Genomic DNA, 15,621 nt, shown 5'->3' on the forward strand with positions numbered 1-15,621 from the left:
ATCTTGAAAATATTTAAAGCCTTTCCATCATGGGAAGGCTTTTTTGTTGGGTGGAGCTGTGAAAATTCAGTAGGCTTTGCTATATTTAGCTAGTATCCAATTGCCCTATGAAACTAAATTATTTGCTGATTATCTTTTTTGTATACATTTCTATGCCATGCAGAGCCCAATCTAGTAATTTTGCATATCATGTATTAAAGAATATTTCATTTGGTCACCAGAATATAGCAGCAAATTGTTTTGTACAAGACAGTTTGGGTATGATATGGGTGGGCACAAATAATGGACTTTATAATTATGACGGTTATACTGCTAAGAGTGCACCCATACCAGACAAAAATTTCAAAACTTTCATTCATGCGCTTTTGACGCTAGACAATAAATATTTGGCTGTTGGTACGGGTGATGGTCTATTCATTTATGATTATATAAAGGATGTACATGAAGTGGTAGGTGATTTAGCACATGTTGACGTCAGGAGTTTGTTGTTAGATGAGGATAAGTTGTGGATTGGTACATTGAATGGTCTTTATGTTTATGCGTTGAAGACCAAAAAACTTACGCGATATATCAATGTACCAATCCAAAACCAACCGATTTATGCGTTAAAAAAAATAGCAAATAAAGTTTTCTTGGGCACATACAATGGACTGTTCGAACTAAATACACAAAATAAAGCATCGAAAAAGCACGTCTTACCTCATTATAAAATTCAATCCAATCAATTTGTAAATGCATTATATGTTCAAGACAATATCTTGTGGATAGGTACAGAAAATGGATTGTATTCTTTATCAAGCAATACGATAAATAAGAATTTGATTTTTAATAATGTTTCCATTAAATCTTTAGAAGGATACCAGACAGATCAGCTTTTGATAGGAACTGATAATGGCCTTTTTATTTGGAAAAGGGATAGTTCCTATTATGAAAAGATAACACATGATTCGAGGAATTATTTTTCGTTGGCAAATAATATTATTTGGCGGACATTTGTAGATCAGAAAAGTAATATTTGGGTGGGAACTGAGGCCGGTTTTTCAATTTGGCGACCACAGAGTAAAGAAAAGCATTTTCCAATATATGCTTTTTCACCAACTAATGATGGTAATAATTTTTACCATATCTATAAAGATTCTCAAGGATGGTATTGGTTGGGTGGGGATAATGGATTGATTCGCACAAAATATCTCGATAAGTATGATCAAAATACGCAATGGTTTAGTGTAGATCAAAATACAACATCTTTGCCGCATAATCGCATACGAAGAATTTATGAAGATAAATCCAACAATTTGTGGATAGCCTCTGATGGAGGTGTCAACGTGTATGATCGGAACACAAATAGATTTAGACCTTTTGAAATAACAGATTCATCCCGTACCCGCAATGCCAAATGGGCGTATGATATTATAGAAGATTGTAATGATAATATTTGGGTAGCAACGTATTTAGGTGGTGTTTTTGTGGTGAACAAGCAAAAATTACTTTCGAGTAATACGCAAATTGTCGCCGATCAAAATTTCACCAAGAAAAATGGATTGCCTGTTGATTTTGCTAACCAAATTGTAGAAGATAAAAAAGGAAGAATCTGGATACTTTCTTACCATGCTGGAATAGTGTTGTTTGATCCTTCAACAAGAAAAATGACTGAAATAAAAGATGCTAAGGGGAATTCTATTCAGAAGGCATCCTATTTTATTCAGGATGCTACAGGTAATATTTGGGTTGCACTAGCTGGTGAGATTCTAAAAATAGATACCAAAGACACCTTCACGACAATCCCATTAGATAAATCTGATCATGCTCAAATTACTTCTCTCGCTGATGTTGGCCAATATATTTGGGTGAGTAGTTCAAATAGTATTTGGGTGGTGAATAAGCAAGATCATACCGTTGGGATTGCCAAATATAATGCGAAAGTAAATGCATTATATCATGATGTAACCACTAAGCAGGTACTTTTGGGCGGAAATGACGGGGTGATTTCTTTGTCCGATTATGTACAAAATACAATAGTGACTTCTTCGTCCATTTACCTGACATCTATCTTTGTCAATAATGTCCTGGTCGATAAGTATAATAAGGGAATTCGTTACCTGAACTCATTTATGTTTGAAAATGAGGAGAACAACCTACGTTTAGAGTTTTCAGATTTAAATTATAGTGATGAAGCAGGAATGCGCTATGCCTATCGGTTTAAAAAAGGTGGATCTGAAGTTTGGGCACCTTTAGAAGTGGGGGAGAATAAATTGCTTTTGACAAATTTGGCTTCAGGGAAGTATATTCTGGAAGTTTGTAAAATCAATATGAAAGGAGAAGAACGTTCTTCCATTCACGAATTCAATTTTTATATACGTTATCCATGGTATGCTAGCACTGTAGCAAAAGTCATTTATTCCATATTACTCATCGGTTTTATTTGGTGGGTTATAAACTTCTTTAGAGTAAAAAATAGATTAAAGCTAGAACGTCATGCCCGAAAAAATATTCAAGAAGTTACCAAGCTGAAATTAGACTTTTTCACGACAATTTCACACGATCTTAAAACACCTTTAAGCTTAATAATTGGGCCTTTGAGCCAAATTATTCATCAGACAAAAAATATGGAGAAGAAAAAGGAATTGGAGCTCATTCAGAAAAATGCGCACAAAATTCATTCGTTAGTTGAAGAGGTTGGCAATTGGGATAAGGCAACGATTACAGAACAAAAACAAAATCAGCGCATTTATTCTTCGGTGTCGCTTTTGGTGCTACTTGAACAAATTGTGGAACGATTTAAAGCTGTGGAAAAGGATGCTGAAATTAACATTCAGAATTTCACTCAAGAAGACACGATTTATTTGAAAACTGATATTATCAAATTGGAATCAATACTAACAAATATATTATCCAACGCTTTCAAGTATAACACTGCCAAAATAAAACGTATCGACATACAAGTCGAAGCGATAAATAATGTGTTGCGCATCGCTATAACAGATAATGGAATTGGAATTTCGGAAGAAGAGCTACCTTATATTTTTAGCAAATTTTATCGATCGAATAGAAATATTGTACAGCAGAAAGAAGGTACAGGATTAGGATTGCATATTGTAAAAGATTTTGTGGAGCAATTGGGCTGGCAAATACAGCTTGAATCTATAGTAGATGAAGGGTCAAAGTTTACTATTTCTATTCCTGCGGAAGATGTATCTTTTGATGTCAAGCAATTGGATAAATTATTCTCTGCTCAAACGCAACAGAAAAAAATCCTCTTGGTAGAAGATAATGTAGAGCTTTCGTCTTTTATTGAGCAAATTTTGGAGCAAGATTACCGCTGTGTAGTATGCGATAATGCGCTCAAGGCACTTGAGTTTTTAGAAAAAGAAGGTAATCCTGATTTGATAATTTCGGATTATATGATGCCGGTAATGGATGGCCTAGAATTTATAAAAGCTGTCAAGAAGAAAAAGCACACAGCGACAATTCCAGTTATTTTGCTGACCGCACAACGAGACAAAAAAACAGAATACGAAAGCGCTGCATTGGGAGTGGATACATTCATCGCTAAACCATTCGATGTAGCGTATTTAAAAACAAAAGTGACTCAACTATTAAATCGTGTAGAACAATTGTTAGAAAAGGTCATGCTTGAAAATATTCAGGAACCAAAAAATGTGCATGTAAGTTCAGCGGATGAGAAATTTTTGTCCCGTATTACGGCTTGCATAGAGGATAATTTGGATGATTCTGAATTTTCGGTTCAACGGCTAAGTGAAGTATTGGATATTCCGAGCAAACAATTGTACCGTAAAGTCAAAAATATTGTTGGGTTGACGCCTGTGGAATATATTCGTAAAATCCGATTAAATAATGCGGCTATACTTTTGCAAAAAGGAAATTTCAGTATAGCTGAAGTAATGTACATGGTTGGATTCTCAAATGCGTCCTATTTTTCTAAATGCTTTCATCAGCAATTTGGGTTGAGTCCAAAAAATTATGTGGAACAACAGAAGCAGCTATTCAAAAAATGATTCAAGACCTTAAAATGTGCGTTTGCAGTCAATTGGCCGTTGTTATTGTCCATTTTGTGTTAGTATTTGTCTTATATGTTTCGTCTTTTAGTTGTACTTCAACCTTAAGTTTGTAATTAGATAACCTATTTTATTATAAACTTAATCGTTAGAAATGAAGCATCTATTTTTATTTGTTGCTGCACTCTTTTATTATTCAACAATTTTTGCACAGGATAAAACTCCTACGGTTTATATTGATAAATCGGGCGTTTTACGTTGGAATCATACGAACCAAGAAGCTTCATTTTACGGAGTAAATTATACCGTCCCTTTTGCACATGCTTACCGTGCATTAAAATATAAGGGTGTCAATCCTAAAGAAGCCATTGACCGTGATGTGTATCATATGTCCCGAATGGGCTATAATGCCTACCGTATACACATATGGGATGTAGAGATCTCAGATAGTACTGGAAATTTATTAACCAATGTACACTTAGATTTATTAGATTATTTATTTGCTAAGTTAGAAGAAAAGGGCATTTATAGCTTGGTTACTATGATGACCAATTTTGGGAATGGATATCCCGAAAGAAATGTAAATACAGGAGCGTTTACATATTTGTACGATAAGTGCAATGTACACGCAAATCCGGAAGCTATAAAAGCACAGCAAAAGTATATCAGCCAATTGGTCAATCACAAAAACCCATACAATGGAAAAACATATAAAAATGATCCTTTCATTGTTGGTTTCGAAATCAACAATGAGCCTTGTCATACGGGAGATATTGCGATAACCAAAAACTATGTGCGAACCATGGTTGATGCTTTGAAAGCAGCGGGCAACAAAAAGCCAATTTTCTATAATGTAAGCCATAATGAATCGCATGTCTCTGCATATTACCAGCCCGGAATAGAAGGCACAACATACCAATGGTATCCTATAGGTTTGGTAGCAGGAAAAGAACGTAAAGGAAATTTTTTACCTTACGTAGATAGCTATCCTATCTCGTTTTCGGGTGTTAAAGATTTTGACAAAAAGACTTTGGCGGTTTACGAATATGACCCTGCGGATATACTGAGCAGTTATATTCATCCAGTTATGGTTCGTACATTTCGATCCACAGGTTTTCAGTGGATTACACAGTTTGCTTATGACCCGATTGATATCGCGAGGTATAATACCGAATACCAAACGCATTTTCTAAATTTAGCATATACGCCATCGAAAGCTATAAGCACGATGATAGCTGCAGAAGTGGCGTTTCAAATTCCTCGAAAACAAGTATTTGCTCCTTTTCCCGAGAATACGACTTTTGGTGATTTTACAGTGAATTATGAACAAGATTTATCGGTCCTGAATGATGGTGTAAAATATTATTATACCCGATCTCATGAGATCGTTCCCAAATCGGAGCATACATTACGACAAGTGGCTGGAGTTGGTAATTCTACTCTTGTAAATTATAACGGAACAGGAGCGTATTTTCTAGATCAATTGGAATCTGGTGTTTGGCGTTTAGAGCTCATGCCTGACGTGGAAATTACGTCCGATCCATTTGAAAAACCTTCCTTGAATAAGGAAATAGCAGCCATATTTTGGAACAATCAACCTATTGAAATTCGATTACAGGATTTGGGCGTAGATTTCCAAGTTCTAAAATTAAATAGTGGAGAACAAACAGTTGCTAAAGCATCATCTTTTTCAGTGAGCCCCGGTGTATATATTCTAAAGGCTAAAAATAAATCTGGCTCAAGCTGGAATGCAGAAAGCAAATTTAAAACTGGAAAATTGGGTGATTTCTATGCTCCAGAGCCTTCTAATTTTACTGTTCCGATCGTGATTCACACAGCTCCACAATTTATAGAAATGGAGCGAGGTGCTGAGATTTCGATGAAAGTACTTACCAATACAAAGATTGATTCTGTAATCCTTCAGACGGATCAAATATCTTTTTGGAAGGATAAAAATCCTTATCTCAAATTGCATAAAAATGGAAATCTTTACACGGCTTCTTTGCCAAAAGATATGTTGTCGAAGCAAGATTTGGCTTACACAATTACCGTATACACGCAAAATAAGAAATACACCTATCCCGAGGGAAAAGAAGGAACTCCTTTGGACTGGGACTATATATCTAAAAATTATTATACAGCTAAGGTTGTTTCTGCTTCAGCACCAATTATGCTGATGGATGCAAGAATTGAAAAGGAATCTTCGCTAGAGCATTATGCTATACCCGACAGTTCTTTTCTTTGGGTCACAAAAGATGAAGGAGATTTCACGAAACCTGCTTCGTGGCAGTATAAATTGACAAGTAAAGATTCACAAAGTAGATTCTTTTGGAAGAAATATGTACGTCCAACAATCGAAGAACGTGCCACAGGGATGCAGCATGTCAATAAAGTGGGTGCGACACTAGAAGTGAAGGATTTTAAAGGAACAATTCAGATTGGTTTCATTACACGTAAAGGGTTTACTTATGTGAAAGATATGGCTGTTTCGGCCTTGAATTATGATAAGGTTGAAGTGAATTTACAAGAACTCTCCTTAGTTCCGACACCTATTTTACCAGCGCCGTATCCCGTATTTCTGAGTAGATATTTTGTGCCTCAAGTGAAAGAGCCTTTCGATGTGCAGGATATAGAACAGGTGATTATTTCAACTTCAGAATTGCCTAAAGGGCAAGCTGATGTACGAATAGGAGCGATTTGGCTTCAGTAGATAAGACAATTATAGATAACCAATTTAGCATAACATAAATTAAACTATATGATAAGGTCGAAAATCAAAGTTAGCTTAGTGGGATTGGTCCTTCTGTATGGAGAATCACCACTACAGGCCACATCAATTTCGGTTGATAAGCTGCCAGCTGAACTTTACGTTTTGCAGCAGCAAAAAGAAATACGAGGTGTTGTTCGAAACGATAGCGGGGAATTGCTTTCGAATGTGACAGTAAGTGTTGGTGGAACCAATATTAAAACAGCAACAAATTCAGACGGAACTTATAAGATCAATCTACCAAATGTAAACAGTGCATTACAGTTTACGATGTTGGGTTATGAAACCAGAATCATTAACCCTTCATCGGCTGTATTAGATGTGGTATTAGTGAGTGCGAGTACTGCGCTAGAAGAATTAGTGGTGGTGGGCTATGGTAGTACAACAAAAAAAGATTTGACAGGATCGGTGAATACAGTTTCTAGCAAGGACTTTAATAATGGGTTGGTAGGCTCTCCGGAGCAATTGATCAGTGGTAAGGCGGCTGGTGTACAGATCACATCCAATAGTGGATCACCTACGGCAGGGAGTACTATTCGTATTCGAGGAGGAGCTTCTTTGAGCGCGAGCAATGATCCATTAATCGTATTGGATGGTGTACCGTTAGAAGCCGGAGGTATCAGTGGGAATAGCAATAGCTTTTTGAGTTTGATTAATCCAAATGATATTGAATCGATGACTATTCTAAAAGATGCTTCAGCTACAGCCATATATGGTTCACGTGCATCGAATGGCGTATTGTTGATTACGACTAAGAAAGGAAGTTCAGGAGCCTTGAAAGTGAGTTTTTCTTCTACACTTTCCTCTCAACATGCTTTGGGTGTGGCGGATATGATGAATCCTGAAGAGTACAGAAGTTTGATTCAAAGAGAAGGAAATGCTGCGCAACAAGCGTTAATCGGTACGGCAACAACAAATTGGTTGGATGAAGTTTTTCAGAAAGCATTAGGTACCGACAATAATATTGGTTTGAGTGGCAATTTCTTAAAAAATGTACCCTTTAGAGCTTCTGTGGGGTATTACAACCAAGAAGGGACATTGAAAACAGACAAAACAGAGCGTATAACTGGAGCTTTGACTTTAAATCCTTCTTTTTTACAGAATCATTTGACCTTGAATGTGAATTTAAAAGGGGCGCGTAATAATAATATTTTTGCAAATAATGATGCCATATGGTCGGCATTAGCCTTCAATCCGACGCAACCCATCTATTCAGGGGTTGATCTTTATGGTGGATATTACGAAAGTTTGGACAATGCTGGGTTGCCAGCAACCGGTGCTAATATTAATCCATTAGGACTTTTGTTCCAAGAAAACCATAAGAGTAATGTAAATCGCTTAATAGGGAATTTTGATGCGGATTATAAATTCCATTTTATGCCAAGCTTGAAAGCTCATGTTACTTTAGGCTATGATTATGCGCAGGGGAAGGGTTCGAATTTTATTCCGGAGACTGCGGCTACTGCATTTTTGTATGGAGGTGAATCGGATGAATACGAGCAAACTTTGAAAAACAAACTGTTCACAGGCTATTTGAACTACAATAAATATTATCCCGATGCTAAAAGTACAGTAGATCTTACTGTAGGGCATGATTATCAATATTGGAGTAGTACTCGTCCAGAAATTACTTATTACAATGCAAAAGGTGATGTACGTTCTACGGGCGTAGGTTCGGATGAGCGACATACGTTAATGTCGCTTTATGCGAGGCTGAATTACAATTACGATAGCCGTTACTTATTTACTGCGACAGTACGTCGTGATGGTACATCTCGCTTCAGTAAAGACAATCGCTGGGGAACTTTTCCATCTTTTGCATTGGGTTGGCGTATTTCTGAAGAGAGCTTCTTGAAAGAAAGCACCATTCTTTCGGATTTGAAACTAAGAGCAAGTTATGGAGAAACAGGTCAACAAGAAGGAATTGGTAACTATGGATATTTGCCTGTTTACAAATTAAGTACAGAGGCCTCACAATACCGATTTGGAGATCAATACCACAAATTTTATAGACCATCAGTATACAATCAAGATTTACGTTGGGAGTCGACCAAAGCATTTAATTATGGGGTAGATTTCGGTTTTCTGAATAACAGAATTTCAGGTTCAGTGGAATATTACACGCGTAAAACCAATGATTTGATCGCAAATGTACCTGTAGCAGCAGGAACGAACTTTGATCAAAATGCCACCATAAACGTGGGCAATGTAGAAAGTAGTGGATTTGAATTCCAACTGTTGACAACCCCTATTAAAAAGGAAAATTTTCAATGGGATGTGAATTTCAATGCGACCAATCAAAATATGAAGGTAACCAACATTGCGCTTGTGCAAAATGCAGATGCTATCGGATCTTTTGTTGGACCAATTGTAAGTGGACGCAATTTGCAGATTTTGACTTCTGGCTATGAGCCATATATGTATTATGTGTATAAGCAAGTTTATGACCAAGCAGGAAGACCTATAGAGGGCATGTATGCCGATCTTAATAATGATGGTGTGATTAATGAGTCAGATTTGTATCGATATCAATCACCTGCTCCAGAGTGGATCTTTGGATTTAATACACAAGTGAATTATAAAAAATGGGTAGCAGCTACAACTTTACGTGCCAATGTTGGCAATTACGTGTTTAATAATACCAAAATGGATTTGAGTGCGTGGGAGACAATGCAATATGTTTCTCCCGCTATTAATAACCTGCACCGTGATTATTTGAATACGGGTTTTCAGACTAGACAATATTACTCGGATTATTATGTAGAGAATGGTTCTTTCTTACGTATGGAAAATATTTCCTTGGGATACAATCTGGGTCGAGTAGCAAAAGTGGCTAATCTTCGTCTAGGTGCAATTGTGCAGAATGTATTCCTAATTAGTAGGTATTCAGGTATTGATCCAGAACTTTCAAATGGTTTTGATAGTTCATTTTATCCCAGATCAAGGACTTATTCTGTAAGCCTAAATCTAGATTTCTAAAATTCTGTTGTAAAAAAAATTAAGAACGTAGGTTATGAAAAAGATAGTAGCATTAAGTAAAGCTTTTATTTCATCGGTCATATTGATGATGAGCTGTACAAAAGATTTGGACCAATTTCCAACGATAGAAACTACATCAGAAAATGTATATACCTCATTGGAAGGTTATAAATCCGTGATGGCCAAACTATATGGCTCATTTGCGGTAGCAGGGAATAATAGAGGTGATGGGGACGCGGACATGGCTAGCTCTACAGCTTCTTGGGGGTATTTGCGTGTGTATTTCAATATGCAAGAGGTACCGACAGATGAGCTTATTTACTCGTGGGCTGGAGGTGATAATATGGTGGATTTGCAATTCATGAGCTGGGGAGCATCAGACACTTGGGTAAGTGCGATGTACTACCGGATTTATTACAGTATAGCGTTGGCAAATGAATTTTTGAGAAATGCAGGAGATGATAAAATCGCTGGTTTTTCGGATAGTGAAAAAAGTGAAATTCAATCTTTCAAGGCAGAAGCTCGTTTTCTAAGAGCTTTAGCGTATACGCATGCGATGGATTTGTATGGCAATGTACCTTTTGTGCAGGAAACAGATCCTGTAAGTGCGTTTTTTCCACAACGTATCACGCGCTCCGATTTATTTGATTTTATTGAAAAGGAACTTGTAGCGATTTCAGATATTTTACCTGCTCCAAAACAAAATCAATATGGACGTGTAAGTAGAGGTGCATCTTGGGCTTTATTGGCAAAAAATTATTTGAATGCAGAAATATACACAGGAAAAGCAAGGTACAATGACTGTGTGACGTATAGTAAGAAAGTCATTGATGCTGGTTATACTTTAGAGAGTGATTACAAAAAATTGTTCAATGCAGATAATGACAAGCGCACCAATGAAATCATTTTTGCCATACAAGCAGATGTAGAACGTACGAATTCTTGGGGAGCAACTACCTATTTGGTTAATGGACCTATTGTAGGTTCGATGAAAGCAGCGGATTATGGTGTGTTATCGGGATGGAATAGCTTCCGCACCTTGCGTGAGTTTGTGAAATTATTTGAGGCAAATGACCAAAGAGGAAGGTTTTGGAAAGACGGACAATCGTTGGATGTAGATGATCCATCGACTATCAGCCAAGGTTACGGAGTCATAAAATTCACGAATTTGTATGACAATGGAACATCTAAAACAGATGAAGGTATGGTCAACACGGATTTTCCAATGATACGTTTAGCGGATGTGTACTTGACCTATGCAGAGGGGACACTTCGTAATGGTGGCGGCAATCTTAATGAAGCATTGGCATTGGTAAATAGTTTACGTCAACGTGCTTATGGCAATGCAAGCGGTAATATTAGCACGGCACAATTGAATCTGGATTTCATTTTAGCAGAACGAGGTAGAGAACTTTTCTGGGAAGCTACAAGACGTACGGATTTGATTCGTTTTGGCAAATTCACAACCAATGCTTATTTATGGCAATGGAAAGGTGGAAGTGTAGATGGAGTTGCGGTAGATAGCAAATACAATTTGTATCCTATTCCGACAACAGACCTTTCCGCTAACCCTAATTTGATTCCAACGACAGGTTATTAAAATTTAAAAATATTGAAAATGAAAAATCTCATTTTATTATATACGCTGCTTTTAATAGTATGTGCGTGTACCAAAGAAGGGGACAAAGTCATTGTAAGTGGTTTTGAAGCTCCGACTTTATCCAGCACAAAGACTCAATTGGATTTAGAGGAAGTAAATGCTCAAAACTTAGCTTTGCAAATTGTCTGGCAGCAGCCCGTTTTGAATGCATCTCAGCCTATTTCACAAAAAGCAATCAAGAATACTTTACAGCTATCCGTAGATCAGAATTTCTCCACTATAGGTCGTTCGATTGATAGTGATGCATCTTCAATCAGCTACACACATGAACAGCTTAACCGCATTCTTTTGGGATTAGGATTCGCTCCCAATGAAGGTAAAACTTTATATGCGCGTGTGGTTTCAAAATTAGCCAACAATATCACGCCTCTTTACAGTAATGTAATTCCCATTGCTTTAAAGGCCTATCAACCTGCAGAGAATGCAGACTATTTGCATATGTCTAATAAAGATATGACTCAGTTTCCATGGAAATTATGTTCTCGTAATAAGAATGGATTTTATGATGGATTTGTACAGGTTGATCAATGGTACAATTTCTATTTGCTAGACGAGCCGAGTGCAGCAGCTAGCAAAATTTATGGTTCTTATCCCGCAGATAATGGTCAATACAAATTGCATGCAGGTGATGATAGATGGAACTGTTGGACGAATAATGGAGGATACCTATATATTTCTGCAGATGTCAATAAATTGGAATGGAAGGAAATTGTTATTTCTTCCTTATCTGTAACTGGTGATTTTAATGGTTGGAGTACTTCGGCAAACAGCATGACTTATGATGCACAAGCAAAAGTATGGAAAGCAACGATAACGACTACTGCTCCAGAACAATGGGGTATGAAGATCTTGGTGAATGAAAGTTGGAGCTGGTTTTTCGGAACTGCCGAAAATGAAGGTGAATGTACATTATATGGTGCAGATGCGAGCGGTTTCAAATACGACAAAGTCGGTACTCATACATTGATCTTGGACCTGAGCGATCCAAAAGCTTTTAAATACTCTATTCAATAAAATAATACGGTGATGAAAATTTCCAAAGCCCTTCTTACGGTAGCATATGTTGTTTTATTTGTCAGTTGTGGCAACAAAAATGAGTTTCCTGATATCGATCCAGGTAAGGAGGAAAAGAATTTTGCGAAAGGTGCGGATATTGGTTGGATAACCGAAATGGAATCTAACAATGTGAAATTTTATAACAGCGCAGGGGTTCAAATGGATGGAATAGCGTTATTGAAGAGTCTGGGCATGAATTCTATTCGTCTGAGAGTTTGGGTAAACCCAACTAATGGATGGAACAGTAAAGAAGATGTGCTAGTGAAAGCAAAACGCGCTGCAGCTTTGGGGATGAAGGTGATGATTAATTTTCATTATAGTGATTCTTGGGCTGATCCAGGACAGCAAAATAAACCCGCTGCATGGGTAAGTTTATCCTTCGATCAATTGAAATCAGCTGTCAATGCACATACCAAAGATGTATTGGACTTATTAAAGAAAAATAACATCGCTGTAGGTTGGGTGCAGGTCGGTAATGAAACTGGAAATGGGATGCTTTGGAATGAAGGGAAGGCAGACCAAAATATGTCCAACTATGCGCAATTGACCAATGCAGGATATGATGCAGTCAAAGCTATTTACTCTAATGCAAAAGTAATTGTGCATATCCATAACGGATGGGATAACAATTTATTCCGTTGGATATTTGATGGTTTGAAAAGTAATGGTGCAAAGTGGGATGTAGTAGGTATGTCCCTTTATCCAAGCAAAGATAATTGGTCACAAATGACAGAGCAATGTATCAGTAATATTAGAGACATGATCTCACGTTATAATAAAGAAGTCATGATTTGTGAAGTAGGATTGAGTTGGGATGAAGAAGCAGCGGCGGAGGCATGGTTGAAAGATTTATTTTCGAAATCGCAAGCTATTAGCAATAATAAGGTGCTAGGTGTTTTCTATTGGGAGCCTTTGGCTCACAATAATTGGAAAGGCTATACTTTAGGTGCATTTAATAATGCCGGTCGTCCTACTAAAGCGTTGAATGCTTTCAAATAATTAAATATACATTTACCTTCATGTAAAACCTAATAGTTGACAAGACTATTAGGTTTTATTATTCTGAGCCTTTCTGTTATATAACTACAGGGTAATTTATTAACTAAAAATATTATTTATTTTGTGTATTTAAGTATATTTGGTGTAAATACATATTCTTGAGAAAATGTATAACTAACACGTATTAACCCAAGTATCAACCGCAGATATGCATAATTATTGATGATAGTGATTTGGCCCGCCTTCATTTAGTTTCTGAAGTGGCGAAATTTCCTTTATTACATGTTGTGGGTAGTTTTGAGAGTTGCATACAAGCACAAGAAAAGTTAACACATAAAGATGTTCAGGTTGCAATTAATAAGTTTGGCGGAGGAGTTTATGCGTGTTCGGCAACGATAGAACTGATTAGTTATGAAAAGTTTATTATTCCGAAAGGTGTGACTTTGCAGACGGATACGATTAATCACAAAAATCTACTGGTTTGGGGTTATTTCAAACCAGAGATTATAAGTATGAGTGCTGTCTATCGCTCTACACAATATGAAGATGGTTATGAATTGTTTGGTACTACCAATGATATGGAATTTACTGATCAGCAGATTATTGCTCGTATCAAATATTACTATCATGTTGAAGGCGTAGATTATTTTGCGCGTACTTCTGAGACAAGCATCAAGGTATATGGATTGACGCAGACAGACAAAAAGCCTCAGCCTCCTTATTTGGTTATGTTGGATTCCACAGCAAGCAAAAGTGTTTCTAAACTTATTTGGCAAGATAATCAACATGACTCCCGAGGTTATTGGGTTTACAGAAATTCGGATGGCGAGTGGCAAAAAATATCTGATTTTATTTATGCTGTTGATTTGAAGGATGGATTAGGGGAATTTGTGGATACAGCTAATCATTTCAATAATCATTTAGTGCAATACGCTATCACTACCGAGAGTTTGAGTAATGTTGAAAGTGATTTTGTCTGATATTATAACAGTTCGTAAGGATGTAGGCCGACCAGTTGCTCCATTTTTAGTGGAAGTAATGCAGGAGAAAATTGGCAACCTTATCTTTTGGAACTTGAGTGCAGAGAATGCGAATGTTGCTATAGGCTATAATGTATGTAGAAAAATAGGCGTTGGAAATTATGAAAAGTTGAATTCGGTGCTGTTACCAATTAATATGAACTCATATCGTGATAGTATCGAAGTGGGAAGCTTGCCTATAACTTATAAAATCACAGCTGAAAATATTCAAGGGATAGAGAGTGAATTCAGTAATGAATAGGTCGCTTTCGCAAATACCGTTAAAATTTTACCTCCTCAGAATTTAAAATCCTTTAAGATAGATGATGATAATGTTGTAGTCTTGACATGGCAGCCATCACAAAGTAAAATTGCGAAATATTTAGTTTATCGTTTTGTTCGTGGACAAGAGGCTGTTTTAGTCGCGAAACCAATGATACTGCAGAAAAAATTGTGGATAACAAACCGAATCGAGGGGTTACCAATTATTATTTCCTAGTCGTGGTAGATGAAATTGGGAATATCTCATATCCATCAAATGAAGTTTATGAAGCATTTGAATAGTTTTAAACAGATTCAAATAGTTTTGTAAAAATAAAATTCCAGTTGCACAATAAGTTGTGGTGTACTTCGTTTTTATTTTTCCTGAATACTTGTTTCGTATTATAAAACTTCCTTATCTTTGCACCACTCCGCAAGGGAGGAACGGTTAGAAGTAACCATGAAATACGAGGTTAGAAGCAGTTTAAACTGAGAAATCAGGGAGGACAAAAAGCCATCCCTAACGGGAGGTAAACAAAAAAAACTTCAAATAAAATTTGCTGTTTAAAATAAATTTTCTACCTTTGCAGTCCTGACGGAAACGAAGGGAAAACAAAATAAGATAAGTACAGCAGTAATGCTCGAAATATAAGAAGAAGCGCGATGCGGATTCGATAAAAGTTCTTTAAGAAAATGATCATGTAGCGTAACGAGTAGTTTGAGAAACAACGAAAGTTAAAAAAATCAAACCTTAGTCAATAACGGAAATAGATATTAAAAAGACAATTCTATTTTTTTATAAATAGTTAGAGTCAAACTTCATTTTTACAATGGAGAGTTTGATCCTGGCTCAGGATGAACGCT

At 36.7% G+C, this 15,621-nt stretch carries 8 protein-coding genes; all 8 read left to right on the forward strand.

Annotation, left to right across the window (positions count from 1 at the left end; all coding sequences use genetic code 11):
• The first annotated feature begins 107 nt into the window (after positions 1 to 107).
• Positions 108 to 4,016 carry a hybrid sensor histidine kinase/response regulator transcription factor gene (locus H8B04_RS02130; RefSeq protein WP_190301281.1) on the forward strand — a complete coding sequence of 1,303 codons (3,909 nt, stop codon included), beginning with the start codon at positions 108 to 110 and terminating at the stop codon, positions 4,014 to 4,016.
• Positions 4,017 to 4,170: 154 nt separating this feature from the next.
• Positions 4,171 to 6,726, forward strand: a complete 2,556-nt coding sequence (locus H8B04_RS02135; RefSeq protein WP_190301282.1) for a glycoside hydrolase family 5 protein — start codon at positions 4,171 to 4,173, stop codon at positions 6,724 to 6,726.
• A 48-nt stretch (positions 6,727 to 6,774) separates the two neighbouring features.
• On the forward strand, positions 6,775 to 9,762 hold the full coding sequence (locus tag H8B04_RS02140; RefSeq protein WP_190301283.1) for a SusC/RagA family TonB-linked outer membrane protein: 2,988 nt from the start codon (positions 6,775 to 6,777) through the stop codon (positions 9,760 to 9,762).
• Positions 9,763 to 9,796: 34 nt separating this feature from the next.
• Positions 9,797 to 11,362: a RagB/SusD family nutrient uptake outer membrane protein gene (locus tag H8B04_RS02145; RefSeq protein ID WP_190301284.1), complete on the forward strand. Its 1,566-nt coding sequence runs from the start codon at positions 9,797 to 9,799 to the stop codon at positions 11,360 to 11,362.
• An 18-nt stretch (positions 11,363 to 11,380) separates the two neighbouring features.
• Positions 11,381 to 12,436 (forward strand): SusE domain-containing protein, encoded by a 1,056-nt coding sequence (locus H8B04_RS02150; RefSeq protein WP_190301285.1) that lies wholly within the window; start codon positions 11,381 to 11,383, stop codon positions 12,434 to 12,436.
• A 12-nt stretch (positions 12,437 to 12,448) separates the two neighbouring features.
• On the forward strand, positions 12,449 to 13,477 hold the full coding sequence (locus H8B04_RS02155) for a glycoside hydrolase family 53 protein (protein WP_190301286.1): 1,029 nt from the start codon (positions 12,449 to 12,451) through the stop codon (positions 13,475 to 13,477).
• Positions 13,478 to 13,737: 260 nt separating this feature from the next.
• On the forward strand, positions 13,738 to 14,457 hold the full coding sequence (locus H8B04_RS02160; protein WP_190301287.1) for a hypothetical protein: 720 nt from the start codon (positions 13,738 to 13,740) through the stop codon (positions 14,455 to 14,457).
• Positions 14,450 to 14,758 (forward strand): hypothetical protein, encoded by a 309-nt coding sequence (locus H8B04_RS02165; protein WP_190301288.1) that lies wholly within the window; start codon positions 14,450 to 14,452, stop codon positions 14,756 to 14,758. The genes H8B04_RS02160 and H8B04_RS02165 overlap by 8 nt, the downstream gene beginning before the upstream one ends.
• Positions 14,759 to 15,621 lie beyond the last annotated feature (863 nt).

Origin of the sequence: Sphingobacterium litopenaei, from assembly GCF_014692495.1 — a bacterium.
GTDB classification, from domain to species: domain Bacteria; phylum Bacteroidota; class Bacteroidia; order Sphingobacteriales; family Sphingobacteriaceae; genus Sphingobacterium; species Sphingobacterium litopenaei.